Source organism: Mycobacterium sp. (genome assembly GCF_036488105.1).
Lineage (GTDB): Bacteria > Actinomycetota > Actinomycetes > Mycobacteriales > Mycobacteriaceae > Mycobacterium.
Genome location: NZ_DASXHW010000058.1, coordinates 1 through 19,068, shown reverse-complemented (window position 1 = coordinate 19,068; position 19,068 = coordinate 1). Strand labels below are relative to the sequence as shown.

General features: G+C 63.3%; 23 protein-coding genes and 1 pseudogene. 14 read left to right on the top strand and 10 right to left on the bottom strand.

From position 1 onward, the window contains the following. Together VGH54_RS03115 and VGH54_RS03110 are read left to right on the top strand one after the other, a co-directional pair. The coding region (locus VGH54_RS03115; RefSeq protein ID WP_331510468.1) for a carbon starvation CstA family protein at nt 1-1,557 on the top strand (1,557 nt) is incomplete at its 5' end. A 317-nt stretch (nt 1,558-1,874) separates the two neighbouring features. Then, a pseudogene (locus VGH54_RS03110) lies at nt 1,875-2,817 on the top strand (phosphatase PAP2 family protein); the annotation flags it as partial. A gap of 53 nt (nt 2,818-2,870) precedes the next feature. Here the strand turns inward: VGH54_RS03110 and VGH54_RS03105 are convergent. Continuing rightward, the gene (locus tag VGH54_RS03105) at nt 2,871-3,809 is read right to left on the bottom strand and encodes a D-2-hydroxyacid dehydrogenase family protein (protein WP_414688628.1); all 939 of its coding nucleotides are present in this window, start codon (nt 3,807-3,809) and stop codon (nt 2,871-2,873) included. A gap of 96 nt (nt 3,810-3,905) precedes the next feature. On the opposite strand from VGH54_RS03105, the gene VGH54_RS03100 reads away from it, so the two are divergent. Both VGH54_RS03100 and VGH54_RS03095 read left to right on the top strand, forming a co-directional pair. Then, entirely contained in the window at nt 3,906-4,079 is a 174-nt protein-coding gene (locus tag VGH54_RS03100; RefSeq protein WP_331510467.1) for a CsbD family protein, read from the top strand. Between the two features lie 140 nt (nt 4,080-4,219). Next, the gene (locus tag VGH54_RS03095; RefSeq protein WP_331510466.1) at nt 4,220-4,501 is read left to right on the top strand and encodes a GlsB/YeaQ/YmgE family stress response membrane protein; all 282 of its coding nucleotides are present in this window, start codon (nt 4,220-4,222) and stop codon (nt 4,499-4,501) included. A gap of 10 nt (nt 4,502-4,511) precedes the next feature. On the opposite strand, the gene VGH54_RS03090 is transcribed toward VGH54_RS03095, so the two are convergent. Continuing rightward, nucleotides 4,512-4,991: a VOC family protein gene (locus tag VGH54_RS03090; protein WP_331510465.1), complete on the bottom strand. Its 480-nt coding sequence runs from the start codon at nt 4,989-4,991 to the stop codon at nt 4,512-4,514. Nucleotides 4,992-5,065: 74 nt separating this feature from the next. On the opposite strand from VGH54_RS03090, the gene ppk2 reads away from it, so the two are divergent. From ppk2 to VGH54_RS03075, 3 genes are read left to right on the top strand one after another with little or no spacing between them, the layout of a single operon-like run. Continuing rightward, a complete protein-coding gene (gene ppk2, locus VGH54_RS03085; protein ID WP_331510464.1) occupies nt 5,066-5,944 on the top strand; it encodes a polyphosphate kinase 2 in 879 nt (292 codons plus the stop codon). 57 nt (nt 5,945-6,001) lie between these two features. Continuing rightward, nucleotides 6,002-6,925, top strand: coding sequence for a cation diffusion facilitator family transporter (locus VGH54_RS03080; protein ID WP_331510463.1), 924 nt, complete (start codon nt 6,002-6,004; stop codon nt 6,923-6,925). 9 nt (nt 6,926-6,934) lie between these two features. Then, nucleotides 6,935-7,711, top strand: a complete 777-nt coding sequence (locus VGH54_RS03075; protein ID WP_331510462.1) for an enoyl-CoA hydratase/isomerase family protein — start codon at nt 6,935-6,937, stop codon at nt 7,709-7,711. Between the two features lie 4 nt (nt 7,712-7,715). On the opposite strand, the gene VGH54_RS03070 is transcribed toward VGH54_RS03075, so the two are convergent. The 3 genes from VGH54_RS03070 to VGH54_RS03060 form a co-directional block, all read right to left on the bottom strand. Beyond that, entirely contained in the window at nt 7,716-8,456 is a 741-nt protein-coding gene (locus tag VGH54_RS03070; protein WP_331510461.1) for an SDR family oxidoreductase, read from the bottom strand. Between the two features lie 9 nt (nt 8,457-8,465). Continuing rightward, on the bottom strand, nt 8,466-8,756 hold the full coding sequence (locus VGH54_RS03065; protein ID WP_331510460.1) for a hypothetical protein: 291 nt from the start codon (nt 8,754-8,756) through the stop codon (nt 8,466-8,468). Between the two features lie 76 nt (nt 8,757-8,832). Beyond that, the gene (locus VGH54_RS03060) at nt 8,833-9,099 is read right to left on the bottom strand and encodes a long chain fatty acid-CoA synthetase (protein ID WP_331510471.1); all 267 of its coding nucleotides are present in this window, start codon (nt 9,097-9,099) and stop codon (nt 8,833-8,835) included. A 440-nt stretch (nt 9,100-9,539) separates the two neighbouring features. Between VGH54_RS03060 and VGH54_RS03055 the strand changes: the two genes are divergently transcribed. The 4 genes from VGH54_RS03055 to VGH54_RS03040 all read left to right on the top strand — a co-directional run bounded on the left by VGH54_RS03055 (nt 9,540) and on the right by VGH54_RS03040 (nt 12,295). Then, nucleotides 9,540-10,196, top strand: coding sequence for a cutinase family protein (locus VGH54_RS03055; RefSeq protein WP_331510469.1), 657 nt, complete (start codon nt 9,540-9,542; stop codon nt 10,194-10,196). A 356-nt stretch (nt 10,197-10,552) separates the two neighbouring features. Further along, nucleotides 10,553-11,434 carry an oxidoreductase gene (locus tag VGH54_RS03050; protein ID WP_331510459.1) on the top strand — a complete coding sequence of 294 codons (882 nt, stop codon included), beginning with the start codon at nt 10,553-10,555 and terminating at the stop codon, nt 11,432-11,434. Nucleotides 11,435-11,443: 9 nt separating this feature from the next. Then, entirely contained in the window at nt 11,444-11,821 is a 378-nt protein-coding gene (locus VGH54_RS03045; RefSeq protein WP_331510458.1) for a DoxX family protein, read from the top strand. A gap of 93 nt (nt 11,822-11,914) precedes the next feature. Next, nucleotides 11,915-12,295: a nuclear transport factor 2 family protein gene (locus tag VGH54_RS03040; RefSeq protein ID WP_331510457.1), complete on the top strand. Its 381-nt coding sequence runs from the start codon at nt 11,915-11,917 to the stop codon at nt 12,293-12,295. A gap of 12 nt (nt 12,296-12,307) precedes the next feature. Here the strand turns inward: VGH54_RS03040 and VGH54_RS03035 are convergent, their stop codons facing one another. After that, nucleotides 12,308-12,718, bottom strand: coding sequence for a MarR family winged helix-turn-helix transcriptional regulator (locus VGH54_RS03035; RefSeq protein ID WP_331510456.1), 411 nt, complete (start codon nt 12,716-12,718; stop codon nt 12,308-12,310). A 177-nt stretch (nt 12,719-12,895) separates the two neighbouring features. Then, nucleotides 12,896-13,567: a class I SAM-dependent methyltransferase gene (locus VGH54_RS03030; protein WP_331510455.1), complete on the bottom strand. Its 672-nt coding sequence runs from the start codon at nt 13,565-13,567 to the stop codon at nt 12,896-12,898. A gap of 235 nt (nt 13,568-13,802) precedes the next feature. Between VGH54_RS03030 and VGH54_RS03025 the strand changes: the two genes are divergently transcribed. Beyond that, complete coding sequence (locus tag VGH54_RS03025) at nt 13,803-14,741, top strand: NADP-dependent oxidoreductase (protein WP_331510454.1); 939 nt, start codon at nt 13,803-13,805, stop codon at nt 14,739-14,741. Nucleotides 14,742-14,780: 39 nt separating this feature from the next. Further along, nucleotides 14,781-15,215: a nitroreductase family deazaflavin-dependent oxidoreductase gene (locus VGH54_RS03020; RefSeq protein ID WP_331510453.1), complete on the top strand. Its 435-nt coding sequence runs from the start codon at nt 14,781-14,783 to the stop codon at nt 15,213-15,215. A 10-nt stretch (nt 15,216-15,225) separates the two neighbouring features. Here VGH54_RS03020 and VGH54_RS03015 read toward each other — a convergent pair whose 3' ends face one another. From VGH54_RS03015 to VGH54_RS03005, 3 genes are all read right to left on the bottom strand, one after another. Next, on the bottom strand, nt 15,226-15,966 hold the full coding sequence (locus VGH54_RS03015) for a DUF2182 domain-containing protein (protein ID WP_331510452.1): 741 nt from the start codon (nt 15,964-15,966) through the stop codon (nt 15,226-15,228). Nucleotides 15,967-16,007: 41 nt separating this feature from the next. Continuing rightward, nucleotides 16,008-16,643, bottom strand: a complete 636-nt coding sequence (locus VGH54_RS03010) for a DUF1326 domain-containing protein (RefSeq protein WP_331510451.1) — start codon at nt 16,641-16,643, stop codon at nt 16,008-16,010. 96 nt (nt 16,644-16,739) lie between these two features. Beyond that, nucleotides 16,740-18,083, bottom strand: coding sequence for an MFS transporter (locus VGH54_RS03005; protein WP_331510450.1), 1,344 nt, complete (start codon nt 18,081-18,083; stop codon nt 16,740-16,742). A gap of 236 nt (nt 18,084-18,319) precedes the next feature. On the opposite strand from VGH54_RS03005, the gene VGH54_RS03000 reads away from it, so the two are divergent. Further along, nucleotides 18,320-19,068: dihydrodipicolinate reductase (locus VGH54_RS03000; protein ID WP_331510449.1), on the top strand; the 749-nt coding region annotated here is incomplete at its 3' end.

Here is a 19,068-nt window from a genome sequence, read left to right as displayed (position 1 = left end):
TTGTTCATGGGCTGCTATCTGCGGTTCCTGCGACCCGGGCGGGTAGCGGAAGTGTCCGTGATCGGTTTCGTGCTGTTGATGCTCGCCGTGGCGTCCGGCGATGTCGTCGCCGAATCAGCCTGGGGCGCATCGTGGTTCAATCTGTCTCCGGTGACCGTGTCGTGGCTGATTGTCGGCTACGGATTCGTAGCGTCGGTGCTGCCGGTGTGGTTGCTGCTGGCGCCGCGCGATTACCTGTCGACGTTCATGAAAGTCGGAGCCATTGCCCTGCTGGCGATCGGCATCATCGTTGCGCACCCGGTGCTTAACGCACCGGCGGTATCGCACTTCGCCGCTCACGGTGATGGTCCGGTGTTCGCTGGGTCGCTGTTTCCGTTCCTGTTCATCACCATCGCGTGCGGCGCATTGTCGGGATTTCACGCGCTGATCTCGTCGGGCACCACACCGAAACTGCTGGAGAAGGAAAGCCAGATGCGACTGATCGGCTACGGCGGCATGCTCACCGAGTCGTTCGTCGCGGTGATGGCATTGATCAGCGCCGCGATCCTCGACCAACATCTGTACTTCGCCCTAAACGCACCGGCGGCGCGCACCGGCGGCGCCGCGGCGACCGCCGCGGACTACGTCAATCACCTTGGCCTGTCGGGACCACCGGTAACCGCAGCCGAGCTCAATGAAGCCGCCGCCAGCGTGGACGAAAAGTCGATTGTGTCGCGCACCGGCGGCGCACCGACGCTTGCGGTCGGCATGTCCGAAGTGCTGCAACGGGTTTTGGGCGGCTCGGGCCTGAAGGCGTTCTGGTATCACTTCGCGATCATGTTCGAGGCGCTGTTCATCCTGACTGCGGTCGACGCGGGAACCAGGGTCGCGCGCTTCATGCTTTCCGACGCGCTCGGTAACCTCGGCGGCCCGCTGACCAAGTTGCGAAATCCGAGCTGGCGCCCGGGTGTGTGGATGTGCAGCCTGGCGGTGGCGGCCGCGTGGGGCAGCATCCTGTTGATGGGCGTGACCGACCCGCTGGGCGGCATCAACACGCTGTTCCCGCTGTTCGGCATCGCCAATCAATTGCTGGCCGCGATCGCACTGACCGTCGTCACGGTGGTGGTCGTCAAGAAGGGCTACCTGAAGTGGGTGTGGATTCCGGGGATTCCATTGCTCTGGGATCTGACAGTCACGCTGACCGCGTCGTGGCAGAAGATCTTCTCTGCCGATCCCAACGTCGGCTATTGGACGCAGCATTTTCAGTACGCCGCCGCCCAAGCATCGGGTAAGTCGGCTTTCGGGTCGGCGAAGACGAGGGATCAACTGGCCGACGTCATCAGGAATACGTTCATCCAGGGCACGCTGTCGGTCATCTTCGCCGCCGTCGTGGTGATAGTCGTGCTGGCCGCAATTGTGGTGATATTCAAGGCAATTCGTGGCGGAGGCATACCGCTGACCGAAGACGATCCGGTGCCGTCGAAAATTTTCGCACCATCCGGCATGGTCTCCACCGCGGAAGAGCGCAAGGTGCTACGACAATGGGGCGTGCTGGCTCTGATGCACCTGGACGGGTGAATCGACGAGGCAGCGAATTCACAGCTGCCACATAGACACACGCATTACCTCGCTAAGGATGCGTTAAAGCCCTTCGCTGACAGCGCGTTTGGCTGATTAATTAGTCTGAATGCAAATCGCCGCGAGAATGAACAGATGGAAAACGGTCGGCAAAGGATAAGGTTGGACTGGTGGCAGTAACAACCGATCGCCGGGTCCGACTGTTCAAGCGGGCTCCACAGACCGAACCTGCTGGGCGTCCCAGCCCCAGCCGGCGGTCCACTGTGCCTTCGCAGCCACCCCCTTTCGCCGACAAGCCTGATCCGGCCGGCCGCGAAGTGTGGCTCACTTGGGCACGGCGCGTCGCCATCAGCACGTGGGCTCTGGTGGTCACCTACCGAACTGTGACGGACGGGGTCGCGTTCAACCGCGAACTGCTGCTGCTGTACATCGGTACCGGGCTGATCGCCGCGAGCATTGGCCGCGGGCACAAGGTGATCACCGTCGTGCGTGATTGGCTGCCCTTCGCACTCGTGTTGGTGCTCTACGACCTCAGTCGTGGTGCGGCTGACATGCTCGGCGCGCCCACGCTCTGGCGATTCCAGCCCGATGCCGATCGCTGGTTGTTTTTCGGCACCGTCCCGACCGTATGGTTGCAAGAGCGCATCAAGATGCCGCAGCCCCCGTGGTGGGAAGTGATCATCAGCGGCATTTACATGTCTTTTTTCATCCTGCCGTACGTGGTCGCGGGCGTGCTGTGGCTATACAACCGGACCGACTGGGCGGCATTCGTCCGTCGGTTCGTCGCGCTGTCGTTCGCGGCGGTCGCCGTGTACGTGGTCCTGCCGGCGGCCCCGCCGTGGGCGGCCGCACGCTGCACAGCCGCCGACATCGCCAGCGGGCCGTCAAACCCGCTGTGCATGTACCGAAGCGCCGCAGGCGTTCCCGACGGCGGACTGCTCGGCGCGATGCATATGAGCCAACCGGGTGCCGACCAATTCGTGGAGCGGATTTCCACGCGAGGTTGGGGAACGCTCCATCTGCAGTCGGCCAGCGCACTGGTCAACTCGGGACAGGCCAGCGTGAATCTGGTCGCGGCGATTCCCTCGCTGCACGCCGCGTTGACCGCGATGATTTCGATCTTCCTGTGGCGGCGGGTCAAGCGCAGCTGGCGTCCGCTACTGGTGGCGTACCCGTTGGCGATGGCCTTCGTGCTGGTGTATGCGGCCGAGCATTTCGTCATCGACATCTTGCTGGGCTGGGCGCTTGCCGCAGCGGTGTCAGCACTCCTCGCCCTCCTCGACTCGTGGTGGTCGCGGCGCCGTGCGTCGAAGTCAGCTGCTGCTGCTCTGGCTCAGCCAACGAGCGATGTTGGTCGCAGACTCGCCGTAGAAGACCCGATAGACCTGCTCGGCGACGTAGCCGATGTGCGGCGTGGCGACCACGTTGTGCAGCAGTCGCAGCGGGTGCCCGGCAGGCAACGGCTCGACGTCGAAGACGTCGAGGCCTGCTCCGCCAATTCGCTGCGCCCGTAAAGCATCGACGAGAGCCGACTCGTCGACAATCGGGCCTCGAGATGTGTTGACTAGCAACGCCGTCGGCTTCATCATTGCCAACTCGGCGTTGCCGACCAAGCCACGGGTACGGTCGCTGAGCACCAGATGGATGGTCAAGACGTCGGCGCGGCTGAACAACTCGTCTTTCGACACGTAGGTGGCCCCGGCTTGTTCGGCGGCTTCGGGCGTCAGGTTGGCGCTCCAGGCGATGATGTTCATGCCGAACGCCTTGCCGACTTGGGCCACCCGGCTGCCGATTCGTCCCAACCCCAGCACGCCGAGCACGCTGCCGCCCAGTTGCGGGCCGACGGTGGTTTGCCAGCCGCCGGTGCGCACCGACACCGACTCGTCGACGATCCGGCGGGCCGCCGCAAGGATCAACGCCCAGGTGAGCTCGACCGTCGACTCCACGTAGCCCCCGGTGGTGCTGACGTAGATGCCGCGTTCCTTGGCAGCCGCGACGTCCACCGCGGCATTGAACGGCCCGGTCGAGGCGATCATCTTCAGCCGGGGCAGGCGCTCGATGACATTACGTGGCAACGGTGTGCGCTCCCGCATGACGCACACCACGTCGAACGGCAAGAGCCGCTCCACGACGGCGTCTGAGTCGGCGAGGTGATCGTTGAAGACGGTGATCTCGGCCCTGTCGGCCACCTCCGACCAGTCAGCCATGCGCAACGCGACGTTCTGGTAATCGTCGAGGATCCCAACCCGCATCGTGCCAATCTCGCATATCTGGTTTGGCCGATGCGCTGGCCGGGTATCTATCCCGACGCAAAGCAGCAGTGTCCACAACACAGGGAGCTGAAGCTCATGGGAGCCCACGACAAGGTGAGCAACAAGATCGACGACGTTGCCGGCAAGGCCAAAGAAGGTCTCGGCAAAGCCACCGGCGACGACGACACCCGCGCCGAAGGCAAGCTTGACCAGGCGAAATCCAGTCTCAAGGACGCGGCCGAGCACGTGAAGGACGCCTTTAAGAAGTAACTACAACGAGCCAGCGCACAGGACGGCCACCGGTGGACCCGACCCCGGTGGCCTTCCGCTTGTCTAAGGCACCTTGCAACGGCGATTTGCGTGGGATCGGCGGAAACGGGTAACCGAGGACCTACTGCGAAGGAGCGGAAATGATCGGAACGGTTGTCGGAGCAATCTTCGTCGGGCTGATCATTGGAGCGCTTGCGCGCCTCATTCTGCCGGGCAAGCAAAACATCGGCGTCATCGTGACGATTCTGCTTGGCGCCATCGGGTCGTTTGCCGGATCGTGGGTCACCTACAAGCTGGTCTACCCTTCGGAGGGTGGCGGATTCGCGCTTACCGCCTTTCTCGTCGGAATCATCATCGCCGTCATTCTGATCGCGATTTACGTCGGCGTCACCGGGAAACGGGGCAGCAACACCGCTCGATGATTGGTGTCGGTCAGGGCGCGGTCCAATGGTCGCCCGATGCGGCGCCCGCCGCGGGTTCGTTGACGCCGAAGACAAACGGTGCGAACACCACCTCGCGACCGTCCGGATCGCGATAGGTGACTGATCCGGTTGCCGCCCAATACGGATGCGATTCAACAGGTTTAACCCCTGCCGCCACGAGCCGCGCAGTCGCTCGCTGCTGACCCGCGCTATCGGGGAAGTACAGGCACAGCTGCTCATGACTGTCCACCGCAACCGGTTCGATCGCCTCCACGATCTCGAAGGTAAGACTCGATCCAGGTAGACCGAATATCACTCCGTTGCTGCCATAGCTCTCGCCGAATGTGGCGCACAGCGGGAGGCCGATCAGGTCGCGGTAGAAACTGATGGTTTCGTCGTAATATGCTGAGCGCCGGGCGAATCGGAGCGCACCGATCGTGCTCAATTCCTCGGGCCAGCGCTTGCCCGACGGGATGATGGTTTGTGACATAGCGATGACGGTAAGACTTCAACCATACTTTAGGTCAAGAGTTACGTCTTTGTCCTCTGCGCTAGCGTCGGGCCATGCCCGAAATAGATCTGGAAACCCTGTCGACTCCCGAGCATGGCTACACCGTCGACGACAGTGATGATGACGACCCCGTCCTGCTTGATCGAAACGGCGAACACATCGATACGTGGCGCGAGCGATATCCCTACGACCACCGCATGCCGCACGATGAGTACGAGCACCTGAAACGACGCCTGCAAATCGAACTGCTCAAGCTACAACAACACGGCAGACGCACCGGCGCCCGTCACGTAATCGTGTTCGAGGGCAGGGACGCGGCCGGCAAGGGTGGCACCATCAAGCGATTCATGGAGCACCTCAATCCGCGCAGCGCGAGGGTTGAGGCGTTGGAGAAACCGTCCGAACGCGAACAGACGCAGTGGTATTTCCAACGCTACATCGGCCACCTTCCAGCGGGCGGCGAGATGGTTCTCTTCGACCGGTCCTGGTACAACCGCGCCGGTGTCGAAAAGGTAATGGGCTTCTGCACGCCCGAGCAACACGCTGAATTCCTGCGGCAGGCACCACTTTTGGAAGAGATGCTGGTCAACGACGGCATCAGCTTGACCAAGTTCTGGTTCTCGGTTTCACCGGCCGAACAACGCACTCGGTTCGCCATCCGACTCGTAGACCCGGTACGGCAGTGGAAGTTTTCGCCGACGGATATGGAATCGCTGGATCGATGGGACGACTACACCGCAGCGAAGGAGGAGATGTTTTCCGCGACTGATACCGATGCCGCGCCCTGGATCGTGGTCAAGAGCAACGACAAGAAGCGGGCCCGCATCAACGCGATGCGTTATGTACTGGCCCAATTCGACTACGACGACAAGGACAGCGACGTCGTGGGCGAGCCGGATCCGTTGATCGTGGGACGGGCGTTGGCAGACTGAGCCATTTTCCGGCCGCCGGCCCTTGCGATACTGCCGCGGGCAGGCATGCTTACCGCTATGCATCAGATCAACGGAGTCCGCGACCCCGCGACAAGTTTCCCGCTCGACATCGCTACCGACGACGCGGGCGAACGCCGGCAAGCGAACCGCGCTGTCGCCATCAGCGCCGTGGGACTGGCCGTAACCGGGCTCGTCGAATTGACGATCGCACTGGTGTCGGGTTCGGTCGCGCTGCTGGGCGACGCATTGCACAATCTGTCGGACGTGTCGACCAGCGCCCTGGTGTTCGTCGGATTCCGCCGGGCATCGCGCCGACTTCCTACCGAGCGCTATTCCTACGGTTACGAGCGCGCCGAGGACCTCGCCGGAATCGGTGTGGCACTGGCGATTTGGGGTAGTGCCCTGGTCGCCGGGTTCGAAAGTGTCGACAAGCTGTTGCGTCACGGCAGCACGGGTCACGTGGGCTGGGGCATCGCCGCCGCCGCGGTGGGAATCGCGGGCAACCAGCTCGTGGCGAGATACAAACTGGCGGTCGGCCGGCGGATTCGTTCGGCCACTATGGTGGCCGACGCCAAGCACTCATGGCTGGATGCGTTGTCATCGGCGGGCGCGATGCTCGGCCTGGTCGGGGTTGCCCTCGGCTGGGCGTGGGCTGACGCGGTCGCAGGAATCGTCGTCACCGGATTCATCTGCCATGTCGGTTGGGAAGTGACGGCGGACATTGCCCATCGCCTTCTCGACGGGGTCGATCCGGAGATCATCACGACCGCCGAGACCGCCGCCATCGAAGTGCCGGGCGTTCAGCACGCGCACGCTCGCGCCCGCTGGACGGGACGGACGTTGCGCGTCGAGGTGGAAGGGTTCTTGGATTCCGAGACTTCGCCGGCTAGCGCAGATCAGATCGGCCGCAGCGTGGCGTCGCTACTGACGTCTCGCATCCCCGACATGCACAGCTTCACCTGGTCGGCGCGAGCTTCCTGACAACCGACGATGACTCATCAGATCCGCGTTGAGGTCTCGGCCGACCACGTCGCCACGGTCGAGTTCGAGCGGGGCGCACGTAACCATTTCGACGCTGCCCTCATCGCCGGGTTGGCCGATACCTTCGAGCGTCTTGATGACGATGTGGACGTGCGGGCGATCGTGCTGTGTTCGTCGGGCCGGCACTTCTGCGCGGGTGCGGATCTGCCGGGCGCCCTGAGCGGCGACGAGCCGTCGGTGGCGGGCTCCACGGGCTCGCTCTACGCGGAGGCTGCGCGGCTGTTCGCGGCCCGCACGCCGATCGTTGCGGCCGTGCAGGGTGCAGCGGTCGGAGGCGGTCTCGGGTTGGCACTGGTGGCCGATTTCCGCGTCGCCGGGCCGTCCACCCGATTCATCGCCAACTTCAGCCGACTCGGCCTGCACCAGGGATTCGGAATCACCGCCACGCTGCCGGCGGTGGTCGGGACGCAGCGCGCTCAGGAGATGCTGTACACCGGCCGTGCGGTGGCCGGCCAGGAAGCGGCGCGTATCGGCTTGTCCGACCGGCTGGCAACCGATGACGCGGTGCGGTCGACCGCACACGCCTTCGCGGCCGAGATCGCTGCCAGTGCCCCGCTCGCGGTGGTGTCGATCCGTCAGACGTTGCGCGGCGATCTGGTGGATCGCGTGCGCGCTGCCACCGCATTGGAACAAACCGAGCAGATCAAGCTCGCGGCGACCGCGGACTTCGTAGAGGGAGTGTCCGCCACCGCTGAGCGGCGGGAGCCGCGCTTCATCGGCTCGTGATCGCCTAGCCGGCGCCTTTGCCGTTGTCGACCCGATACACGGCGCCGTGAATAGCGGCTGCGTCGTCGCTGGCCAGGAACGCGATCACGTTCGCCACGTCGAGAGGCTGCATCATGCCGCGCGGTGAGGCCGTGCGCATGATGAGGTCGTAGTTCGGCTTCTCGGGCGCGGTGAACTGTTCGATCTGCGGTGTCAGCATGCCGCCGGGGCAAACCGCATTGACGCGCAAGCGATCTGCGGTGTACTCCACCGCCAACGCCCGGGTGAGCCCGATCAAGCCGTGCTTGGCAGCGCAGTAGCCGGCCGAATAGGCCTGGCCTTCGACGCCGGCAATCGAGCTGACGTTGACGATATTGCCGCCTCGCTCCAGCAGATAGGGCAATGCGGCCCTGCACAAGTGGAACGGCCCGTCGAGGTTGACCGCTAGATCTTGTGTCCACTCGTCGTCGGTCATCGACTCCGTACGTCGCATTTGGTGTCGCCCCGCGATGTTGATCAAGACGTCCAGACCGCCCAATTCGCGGACGCACTGCTCGATCGCGTCTCTACAGGCTTGCGCCGATGCGATGTTTACTGATGCATGTGTGCCGTGTTCGACGTCGGCGAAAACCGCGGCCAACCGCGCAGTGTCTCGGCCTATGCCGAAAACTGTTGCGCCGCAGCGCGATAACAACCGAGCGGTCTCAGCGCCGAGACCCGACGATGCGCCGGTCACGAACGCGATCTTGCCCTCAAGCGTTGCCATACCGTTGCCTCACCAGCCAGGCGCACCCCGGTAGGAACGCATCCGCGTCACGCTACCCCGCAGCAGGTCAAGTGGCGCAAGGATTCTCATCCCGAATAGCTCGACCATGGGCTCGGGTCGCAATCGCTGACGAATACGACGGGCCGCGACCAGCACGAGCAGATTGGCCGCGCGCCTCCCCAGCGCGATCCGACTGGTTCGCTTCTTCCAGGTCGACGGCGTCGACCCGGTACGCCGACCGAAGTAATAGCCGACGCACGTCGCCATTGTCAGAGCGGCGAACGCCGCGAACACCGTCATGATGAAGAGCGTTCTTCCTCATCATCGCGGTGAGGTCACGCCTGAGATACACCTCGGCCAATAAAGGAGGCCGGCGTTAGCCGATCTCGATGTTGACGGCGACATAACCGATCGGAATGCCGGTCCACAGTGCGATGCATTCCCGTGCCGCCAGTTCCACTGCAGCACGGCGACTGGCGCGGGTGACCCTGCCGATCTCTGGGATCCGGATCATCCACCCGTCGGCGTCGCGAGTGACTTCGATGTCGAAGCACTGGCCGACCGTTGGGCAATTGACGCGGGAAGCGAATCGCTGGGCGCTACGCACCTGTCGCGGGCGCACCAGCGCGGACTGAATGGGCATGGCCGCTTTCCTGGGTTGAGGACAAACCGCGGGCTAGCGTATTGCGAATCGGAGCGAAAACCTAATCGCCGCTTCGAACCCCCGCTTTGATCGAGAAATACACCGCTTCAGCTGCCGTTTCGTTGCGTGTCGTTACCCTTTTGGTCCCCCTCGTCACCTGCAGTTTCCTTTCCGGCCGACGCGGGAGGAATGAAGACTGCCATCCAGGGTGTTGCAACGTGCTGAGTTTGACCACCGCTAGTTCGAGATATCAAAATGACCGACGGCATCGGCGCCGGAGGCCGCACTGCGCGGGAGTCTTCCTCCGCATACGCTTCAAAAAGCATCCTCGCTCGACGAAAGGCAACAGCGTGCACGACACAACCCGCTATGGCATATCGACGCTGTCATGGCGTGCACGGCCGATGGCGAGGGCCCTGCAATTCGCAGCTGTCCTGGCGATGTTGTTTGCAGCGGCGGTGACGACCCCGGCCATCAGCAAGGCGGCCGCCGATGGGCAGTGCGCAGACGTTGAGGTCATCTTCGCCCGCGGCACCATGGAGCCACCCGGTCCTGGCACCGTCGGACAGCAATTCTCCGACGCCCTCACATCCCGCCTGGGTGGCAATTCGGTCGACGTGTATCCGGTCAATTACCCTGCGTCGCTCAACTTCTCGCAGGCCGCCGACGGCGTTTCCGACGCAGCCACCAGGGTTCTCGACATCGTCAACACTTGCCCCGCCACCAAGATTGTTCTCGGCGGCTACTCGCAGGGCGCGGCCATCGCTGCCTACATCACCTCCGACAGCGTCCCACCGGGCTACGCGCTCCCCGCTGGCATTACCGGCCCGTTGCCGCCCAACGTGGCTCCGCACATTGCCGCCGTCACCCTGTTCGGCAAGCCCTCCAACGGGTTTCTCAACCTGGTCGACCGCGACGCCCCGCCGATCAACATCGGGCCGCTCTACGCGCACAAGACGCTTGACCTGTGCACACCCCAAGACCCGGTCTGCTCTTCGGGCCAGGGATTCAGCCGGGCCGCCCACAGTGCCTACAAGACGAACGGCATGACCGATCAAGCTGCGGATTTCGCCGCTAGCGCGATCCACGGGCGCTAAGCGCGACGCACGCGTTTCTCATATCGCGCAGAGGCCGGCGATCAGCACGTAGAAGCCATCGGAACGCTGAATGACTCTTCCCGCGCCGCCGGGCAGATCCCCCGTCCACCGCGAATGATCAAGTCGCAGCTCATGACACCCTGATCCGTCCTGGAGACCCCACGTCGGTGTGGCGGCGGACTTCAACCGCGCTGAGCGGATTGTCCATCTGATTAGAAAATGCCGATCCGCATGGCTGGAAATAACTTGATATGTCATGTAGTTGAATGTTACGGTTCGATTCGCACAGCTTGCGGATCCCGTCGGCGCGCGATAACTGACGTCGACGCCGGAAATCGCCCAGGAAGGCGCCGACGATGGACACGCGGACGGGCGATCGCTATCGGTTGGCAGGCAAAACGGTGTGGCGCGTCGGCTACGGGGCGATGCAACTGGCTGGCGACGGCGTCTACGGTCCGCCCCGGGATCGTGACGAGGCGCTCGCGGTCTTGCGCGCAGCCCTCGACGCCGGTGTCGATCACATCGACACCGCCCAGTATTACGGGCCGGGCGTAGTCAACTCGTTGATCCGTGAGGCGCTCTTCCCCTATCCGGACGGGTTGGCCCTGGTGAGCAAAGTTGCTGCACGACAGGATGATTCCGGCGCAGTGTTGCCGTACGACGACCCCGATCAACTCCGCGCCGGCATCGAAGAAAACCTTGCAACGCTCGGTGTCGAGCAGGTCGCCGCGGTCAACCTGCGCGTGTTGGACAATGCGGTGCCCGATCAACGGTTCGTGGATCAGCTGGGCGCCTTGGTAGCGGCCAGGGATGAAGGCCTGATCGCGGGCGTCGGGGTCAGCAATGTCACTCACCGGCAGTTGCTGATGGCGCTCGAGGTCACCGACATCGTCTGCGTACAGAACGTCTACAACCTTGCGAATCGGACTTCGGCGCCAGTGCTCGAGGAGTGCACCGCCCGGGGTATCCCGTTCGTTCCGTTCTGTCCGCTGGGTTGGCCGAAGGCACAACACGACGCCATTCGAAACGATCCAGTTGTCAACCGGATTGCCGCCGGCCACGGCGCGACATCGGCCCAGGTCGCTCTCGCGTGGCTGCTGGCGATCGCTGACAACGTGTTGCTGATCCCGGGGACCAGCAGCCGAGGCCATCTTGCCGAAAACCTTGCTGCCGGTTCGTTGTCGTTGCACGACAACGACATCGTCAGTCTCAACCAAGCACGTAGCACTATCCCTTAGGAGGACACCATGAATCTAGCGCTGTGGATCGTCGCGAGCGTTTTGGCGGCAAGCTTTGCCGGAAGTGGGCTGATGAAACTTCTTGTTCCCAAGGACAAGCTCGTCAGCTCCGGCCAAGGTTGGGCACAGGACGTCACTCCGACGAACATTCGATTGATCGGCGTGGTTGAAGTTCTCGGCGCGGCTGGGTTGATCTTGCCCGCCGTCACACATATCGCCCCTGTCCTTGTCCCGTTGGCTGCGATCGGCTTGGTCCTCGTGATGGTCGGCGCTGCAGTCGTTCACGCTCGCCGCAACGAGGCCATGAACGTCGGGGTCAATGCCGTGCTGTTGGCGCTGGCCGTTTTCGTTGCTTGGGGCAGGTTCGGGCCGTACCCGTTGGCCTGACGTTGTCGCGGGATCCCACCCGAGGCCGAATCATGAAAGCACTCATCGCACCGAACCGGTAAGTCGTACAGCCAAATTCGCAGAGGAAGACACATGAACGACACACGCCTTACCGCCGGCGACTTGGTTCGGACACTGATCCGCGCCGTCGACGCTTCAGATCAGAACGCCATCGCCGCACTCACGGCGACGGACGTCCACTTCCGTTTCGGAAACGCCGACCCGACCGACACCCAATCGGAACTTCTTGCCGCAGCCCAGTCGTTTCGCGATGCGATCGCCGATTTGCACCACACCATCCTCGACCTCTGGGAGGTCGGTGACGGCAGGGTCGTCGCACTGATGGATGTCCACTACCGGCGCCTCGACGGCCGCGAGTTGAATTTGCCCTGCTGCAACGTTTTTGGAGTACGCGACGGAGTCGTCGACGACTACCGCATCTACATGGACGTCAACCCCGTACTGGCGCCCTAGCAACCCACCGACCTACAGGGGCACCGGCGGCAGCGACGCATTGAGATTCAGGCTCGCCTGAATGTGTTCCAGCGCCGCGGTGAAAGGTGCGACAAGTTCGTCGGGCAGCGGCTCGAAGAACAATTTCTTCACTAGCATTGCGTGACCGGGCGCGGCGTCGACCATGGCATCCATGCCTTTCGTGGTCAACACCGCGTCGGTCGCCCTGCCGTCTTCGGTGGACTGCAGGCGCTTGGTGAGGCCGCGCTCGCTCAACCGCCGCAGGTGGTGAGAGAGCCGGCTGCGTTCCCAGCCGATCAAGGCAGCAAGATCGGTGACCTGCATCTTGTGTTCCGGCGCACTGCTCAACGCGTTGAGTACGTGATAGTCGGGCAACGAAAGATCGCTATCACGCTGCAACTGGCTGTTGATCTCGTAGTTCATCCGCAACTGGACCCGCATGAAGGCAACCCACGCTCGGAGCTGCGCCGGGGACAGCCACGGACTGTCACTAGCCGGTGAGCGGCGAGGACGCGGCATTTCACGATCTTTCTGCTGGACTGTTCATGCTTATTATCCGCGATTGTGCCCGGCCAAACCAGATAGCTGCCTACAGGCCGCTCAGCGCCGTACCGCTCGGAGGTACCAGAACGCCATTTCGACTTGGGCGCCGTCCAGTTCGCCGGGAAGGGTTGCAGGTTCCAGCGACGTGATGTCCCAGCCAGCGCCGCCGAGAACCTCGCGCAGGGTGTCTTCAGACACCGCCGGCCGCCAATCCTCACCCGCCGGATTGGCGTCGGAGAAGCAGCTGAGCAATAGGGTCGCGCCCGGCCGGGTGGCCCGGTGCACCGCGGCGGCGTAACTACGCCGGCCATCGTCATCGAGGGAGTGGAACAGGCCGCTGTCGATCACGGTGTCGAACGCGTCAGTGTAGCCGTCGAGTTTGGTGGAGTCGGCCACCGCGAAGCTCACCTCGACCCCGGCATCTCTGGCCCGCTGCTGCGCCGTAGTCAGCGCAGTGGGTGAGATGTCCAGCGCGGTCACCGGGTAACCCTTCTTGGCCAAGTAGATGGCATTGTCGCCGAGCCCGCAGCCGATGTCGAGCACGTCGCCGTGGACCCAGCCGCGGGTTTGCCACGCGATGACGCTCTCGCTGGGCGCCTTGTTATCCCACGGCGGTGTCGTCATCGCCGCGAACCCTTCGGCCGGGCTTTCGCCACGGTAAAGCGCATCGAAATCGAAATGCTGCGATCCAGAGGACCCTTGCGAGGAAGTCGAACCTGTCTTAGTCATACAACCACAGTAATGAATTTACATGATAGATCAAGTAATATGACATACCGAACAAATCGTGGTATCGGGAATAATGGCGGAAGCCCGCCTCCACCGCCCCGCTGCAATCAACAGGTTTTCGCTCGAGACTCGACTTTGAAGGTGCCGGTGCCACGTTAGGCTTCCCGCTGACACGGCTGATCGCCATCAGCGAAATCTGATTGATATATCATGTAATTCTGCTACCGTGGCGCTCATGCCTAGAGCAGTGCAATTCGATTCGTACGGCGGCGTCGATGTCCTCGAGGTCCGCGACGTGCCCCGGCCTGTTCCGGAAGCCGGTGAGGTTCTTGTCGAGGTTAGAGCGGCCGGCATCAACCCCAGTGAGGCGGTGATCCGAAGCGGTGCTCTGGCCGACCAGTTCCCCGCCACGTTTCCCTCGGGTCAAGGCAGCGACCTGGCGGGGGTCGTGGCCGAACTGGGCTCCGGCGTCAACGATTTCGCCGTGGGCGATGAGGTGATCGGCTTTTCCATGCGCCGGTCCAGTCACGCCGAATATGTGACCGTTCCGGCGATCCAGTTGACCGCCAAGCTATCTGGCGTTTCTTGGGAGGTGGCCGGTTCGCTGTTTGTCGCAGGCGCGACTGCCTATGCTGCGGTGCGCGCGGTGCGCCTCGAAGCGGGCGAAACGGTCGCGATCGCGGGTGCCGCAGGTGGCGTCGGTTCGATCGCGGTTCAACTCGCGCGACGCGCCGGAGCCACCGTCCTGGGCATCGCTGGACCGTCCAACGATGCGTGGCTCGCCGACCGCGGCGTGGTCCCGGTCAACTACGGTGACGACCTGTCCGCCCGGCTGCGTGCCGCGGCCCCGTCGGGACACATCGACGCCATGCTGGATTTCTTCGGCGGTGGATATGTCGCCATGGCGGTCGACGACCTCAAGGTGGCACGCGAGAAGGTCGACACCATTGCCGATTTCGCTGCTGTCGAGCGATTTGGGGTCTTGTCTGCAGGTGGCGCGGACGCGGCGACAGCAGCAGTGCTCGCAGAGTTGGCCGACCTTGTGGCGCGAGGTGAGTTGCAAGTGCCGATCGCGGGAGTGTTTCCGCTCGACGATGTGCGGGACGCTTTCCGGCACGTCGAACAGCGGCATACCCGCGGCAAGATCGTGCTGAGAATCGGAAACGGACAATAGGTCCCGTTACGAGATACCAGTCAATGTGAGGAGAAGCAGATGAGCGATGGCAATGATTTCAACGCGCGCAATATCGCTGAATTCCGTGCCAACCACGGTCGTGTCGGTGGCCCGTTCGAGGGTGCGCCGATGGTCATCTTGCACACCGTCGGCGCAAAGAGCGGTCAGCCGAGGACCAACATCATGATGTATCTGGCCGACGGTGAACGGTTCCTTGTGTTCGCCTCGAACAATGGTCGCGACGATAACCCCTCCTGGTACTGGAACCTGAAGGCCAACCCCGACACCCGCATCGAGGTCGGCGACGACATCATCGAGGTACATGCGACCGAGCTGCAGGGCCCCGAGCGCGACGACAAGTACGCGGTGCAGGCCGAGCGGTATCCGGGATTCGCGGACTACGCACGCCAAACGTCACGGACCATCCCGGTTGTCGCGCTCAGGCCTACGGGTGGGGCGAAGAAGCGCGACTGACGCCGGCGCCTCACAAGGCCAGACTCACTGCAGCAAACAGGATCATCGCCGCGCCCGCGACCCTTCCACTCACGTCGCCGAAGGGGATCGTCTTCTCCAGCAACACGAAAATCGCGATCGCCGCGACCCACAACAGGTTCATCACACCGCCGACGAACAGCAAGGCCATCAGGATCCAGCAGCAGCCTACGCAGTAGGCGCCGAGCCTCAGTCCCATACGGAAGGCACCGAGGTTACCGGGGTGCCAGTAGCGGGAGATGAAATGCGCTGGGGCCCGGCAGTTTTTCAGGCAGGCGTTCTTGAGCGGGGTGAGCTGGTAGAGGCCGGCCGCGATCAGGATCGTGGCGCCGAGGCGGGCGCTGGCGGACACCATCATCGGGGAGAGCAGTGCGGCCTGATCAAGAGCGTGCTGGGCGACGATGGCCACGAGGCTAAAGATCGCCCACATCGTGATGTAGCCGGCGACGAAGACGAACGTCGGGGCCAGCGGGTTGTGCTGTGCGGCGGCCTTGCGCGCGACCGCGGCGTACGTCAGAGTCATGGGCGCCGCAGTGGGAACCATCATGGCGACCATCATCAGGGCCCACATTGTGAAGGTCAGAACGAATTCGGTTACTGTCCAAGGCATTACACCAGTCATGGCGTCCGCCATCGAGTGATTGTTCAGGCCGCCCGACGCGGTCACCATGCGGTGCGCGGTCACCACGACGTACGCCCAGGCTGCGACGGTGATGCCGCCCAGACCGACCAAGACGGCCAGACGGTCTCGGTAGCGCCAGACCCAAGATGTGGTCAGCGGATCAGTCCGTCCTGGTTCAGGTGCATGACGTTGAACTGGCAGTAACTGTCCGTGAAGTCGAGATCGATTCCCGCTCGCGCCGTGGTGTTGCCGTTGCCCATTTCGGCATAGAGATAGCGTGGTCCCTCCGGCGTGCTGAGCTGTATCCTCGTCGGCAATCCTGGGTTCCCCGGATGGGCGAGCGGCTCCCCGCGTGATTCGACTAGCCCGTCAATCGTCATGCTGGCCGTTCGCTGATCGACATCGATCGACAGTTCGACGGGTGCGTACAACGTCTCGAGCACAGTCGACATCGTGCTGTTGTACACAAAGAAAACTGTCGCTCCGGGGGTGGTCGACTCACCGTGAAGGATCTTGCGGAGTGCTTCTCGCTGAATCGGATCCGCGCGTTCGTCGATGATGGCCTGCTGTGTGCCGTCGCCCTCGGGGACCGGGCCCGGCCAGGAGAGGAGCATCGCCCAGTCCAGCCCATCGAGATTCGTGTCGTTGAAGTTGCCCTTCTCGATATGGCCGCCCATTACCGCCTGGCAGCGCCCGTACGTTGGTTGCGCACCGAACTGGCAGGGGCAGCCCCAGGCGCACGGGCAATTCTCGAACTCCACACCGTGAAGCGTCCATTGGTCAGCCACCGGATCCTCCAATGATTGATGTGTCACGTAAATCTACCGCCGCCCAATTCGTCAAAGCAATGCCAAGACGCCTGGCGCCGTAATCGGGAAGAACCGCTACCGGCTGTACACCGCGGCGTCGTCGATGTCGACCCGGGAACGGTCCGGCAGGGCAAGAACGCAGGCGACCGTGACGACTGCGGCGAAGACGATGTACGCCGAGATCGCGTATGGGGTTCCGGTTTTGTGCAGCAACCACGTCGCGATCAGCGGCGCGGGACCACCGGCGAAAACCGAGGCCAGCTGATAGCCGAGCCCGGCGCCGCCGTAGCGCAGATGTGTTGGGAAGTTCTCGCCGATCAGTGCGGCCTGCGGGCCGTACTGCACCGCGTGGAGGAACAACGAGACGACGACCGCGATGAAGATCAGCCCTTTCCCGCCGTGGGTCAGCACCGCGAAATACGGGTAGGCGATCAGGCCGGTCAGAACCGCTCCGGTGAGATAGATCCGCTTGCGACCGAAGCGGTCCGACAGGTGCGAAAACAGCGGGATCGCGACGAGCTCGCACACGGCGCCTGCCAGCACGGCGGTGAGCACGAACGTCTTAGCGAACCCGTGCCGCGAAACAACATAGATCAGGACGAAGGTCGTGAACAGGTAGAACGGCATCTGTTCGCTGAACCGCACCCCCGCCGACAGCAGAATCTCTCGCCAGTGATGCCGGATCGCGTCGAGGACAGGAGTGCGGGCAGTTTTTCGCTCCTCGGCCACCTTTGCGAACATCGGCGTCTCCAGGATGGACAGCCGAATCACCAGGCCCACGGCCACCAGCACCAGGCTGAACAGGAACGGGACCCGCCAGCCCCACGAGTTGAACGCCTCGGCCGAAAGCGTTGCCGACAGCAAAGTCATGCCGCCGGTGCCCAGGACCAACCCCATCGGCACACCGAGCTGAGCGAAACTGCCAAGCAGCCCCCGCTTGCGTTGGTCGCCCCACTCCATCGCGATCAACACCGACCCGCTCCACTCTCCGCCGATCGCGAGGCCTTGCACCAGTCGCAGCAACACGAGCAGTAGCGGCGCGGCCACCCCGATCGCGGCGGTTCCGGGCAGGATGCCGACGATCGCCGACGAGATACCCATCACCAGCAGCGTCACGATCAGTGTGGCTTTGCGACCGATCCGGTCGCCCCAGTGCCCGAAGATCGCGGCACCGAGCGGGCGGGCGACGAACCCGACCGCGTAGGTCGCGAACGAGGCCATCGCGCCCGCGTAGGGGCTGGATGCGGGAAAGAATAGGTGCGGGAAAACCAATGCTGCGGCGGTGTTGTAGAGGAAGAAGTCGTACCACTCGATTGTGGTACCAATCGAGCTGGCCAACGCCGCTCGTCGCACCTGCGCCCGCTGCCCCGCCGGGTCGATCTCCAAGCTGAGGGCGACCTCGTTGTCTCCGACAACCACTATGACCTCCGCAGGCGTGGGCGAATTTATCCACAGTGTGAAGGGCAAAGCGCGTCGGAACTGGAAGATGGATGTTGCACAGATGGCGACGGGGTGAACTCGAGGGGATCCCTGGATTGTCGGCGCGATCAACGGACGACGACGGTACGCCCAATCCGATGTCGGTGGTATTGATGTCTACGACTCACTTCCAATCAGCCTCGAACCGACCAGGCAACGGTAGGAGGGATTTCTTCGTGACTCGGTATCGCGTGGTGCAGTGGGCGACGGGCAACATTGGCCAGCGCGCGCTTCGGGCCGTGCTCGACCGCGAAACATTCGAACTGGTTGGGGTACATGCATTTTCGCCGGACAAGGTCGGCCGCGACGCAGGCGAACTGGCCGGGGTTGCGCCGGTAGGAGTCCTGGCCACCGACGACGTCGATGCCCTGATCGGCACAGCACCCGATTGCGTGATCTATACCCCGCACTTCATCGACTACGCATTGGTGGACCGGCTACTGCGCGCCGGCATCAATGTCGTGACGACGGGCGACTTCCTTACCGGCACCCACCATCCAAAAGAGCGGGCAGAGCTCGATGCCGCCGCCGTAGCGGGCGGTGCCACGTTCCTGGGCACTGGTTTCGAACCGGGGTTCATCAACGTCGCGGCGGGCTTTCTGACCGGTGCATGCCGGCGCGTGCACAGCGTCAAACTGATCGAGACGCTCGATTGCACCGAATACCCCGTGCGGGAGGCCTGGTCGGTGCTCGGGTTCGCCAAGCCGACCAAAGCTCGGCTCACCGAGGTCGACCCCGCCACCGCCCGATACGGCCTCGGATATTTCGAGACGCTGGACCTGATCGCCGACATGCTCGGCATCGAGTTGGAATCGAAGCGCGGCCTGGTCGAACACGCCCTGGCCACCCGGGACCTGGACCTGGGGTGGATCACCTTCGCCAAGGGCACGGTGGCCGGGCAACGCCGCAGTTACCGTGGCTACCG

What these genes read in the sequence shown, in the direction of transcription:
- VGH54_RS03105 (WP_414688628.1), bottom strand. Translation starts at nt 3,809, where the DNA reads ATGCGGGTTGGGATCCTCGACGATTACCAGAACGTCGCGTTGCGCATG.
- VGH54_RS03100 (WP_331510467.1), top strand. Translation starts at nt 3,906, where the DNA reads ATGGGAGCCCACGACAAGGTGAGCAACAAGATCGACGACGTTGCCGGC.
- VGH54_RS03095 (WP_331510466.1), top strand. Translation starts at nt 4,220, where the DNA reads ATGATCGGAACGGTTGTCGGAGCAATCTTCGTCGGGCTGATCATTGGA.
- VGH54_RS03090 (WP_331510465.1), bottom strand. Translation starts at nt 4,991, where the DNA reads ATGTCACAAACCATCATCCCGTCGGGCAAGCGCTGGCCCGAGGAATTG.
- ppk2 (WP_331510464.1), top strand. Translation starts at nt 5,066, where the DNA reads ATGCCCGAAATAGATCTGGAAACCCTGTCGACTCCCGAGCATGGCTAC.
- VGH54_RS03080 (WP_331510463.1), top strand. Translation starts at nt 6,002, where the DNA reads ATGCATCAGATCAACGGAGTCCGCGACCCCGCGACAAGTTTCCCGCTC.
- VGH54_RS03075 (WP_331510462.1), top strand. Translation starts at nt 6,935, where the DNA reads ATGACTCATCAGATCCGCGTTGAGGTCTCGGCCGACCACGTCGCCACG.
- VGH54_RS03070 (WP_331510461.1), bottom strand. Translation starts at nt 8,456, where the DNA reads ATGGCAACGCTTGAGGGCAAGATCGCGTTCGTGACCGGCGCATCGTCG.
- VGH54_RS03065 (WP_331510460.1), bottom strand. Translation starts at nt 8,756, where the DNA reads ATGACGGTGTTCGCGGCGTTCGCCGCTCTGACAATGGCGACGTGCGTC.
- VGH54_RS03060 (WP_331510471.1), bottom strand. Translation starts at nt 9,099, where the DNA reads ATGCCCATTCAGTCCGCGCTGGTGCGCCCGCGACAGGTGCGTAGCGCC.
- VGH54_RS03055 (WP_331510469.1), top strand. Translation starts at nt 9,540, where the DNA reads ATGTTGTTTGCAGCGGCGGTGACGACCCCGGCCATCAGCAAGGCGGCC.
- VGH54_RS03050 (WP_331510459.1), top strand. Translation starts at nt 10,553, where the DNA reads ATGGACACGCGGACGGGCGATCGCTATCGGTTGGCAGGCAAAACGGTG.
- VGH54_RS03045 (WP_331510458.1), top strand. Translation starts at nt 11,444, where the DNA reads ATGAATCTAGCGCTGTGGATCGTCGCGAGCGTTTTGGCGGCAAGCTTT.
- VGH54_RS03040 (WP_331510457.1), top strand. Translation starts at nt 11,915, where the DNA reads ATGAACGACACACGCCTTACCGCCGGCGACTTGGTTCGGACACTGATC.
- VGH54_RS03035 (WP_331510456.1), bottom strand. Translation starts at nt 12,718, where the DNA reads ATGAACTACGAGATCAACAGCCAGTTGCAGCGTGATAGCGATCTTTCG.
- VGH54_RS03030 (WP_331510455.1), bottom strand. Translation starts at nt 13,567, where the DNA reads ATGACTAAGACAGGTTCGACTTCCTCGCAAGGGTCCTCTGGATCGCAG.
- VGH54_RS03025 (WP_331510454.1), top strand. Translation starts at nt 13,803, where the DNA reads ATGCCTAGAGCAGTGCAATTCGATTCGTACGGCGGCGTCGATGTCCTC.
- VGH54_RS03020 (WP_331510453.1), top strand. Translation starts at nt 14,781, where the DNA reads ATGAGCGATGGCAATGATTTCAACGCGCGCAATATCGCTGAATTCCGT.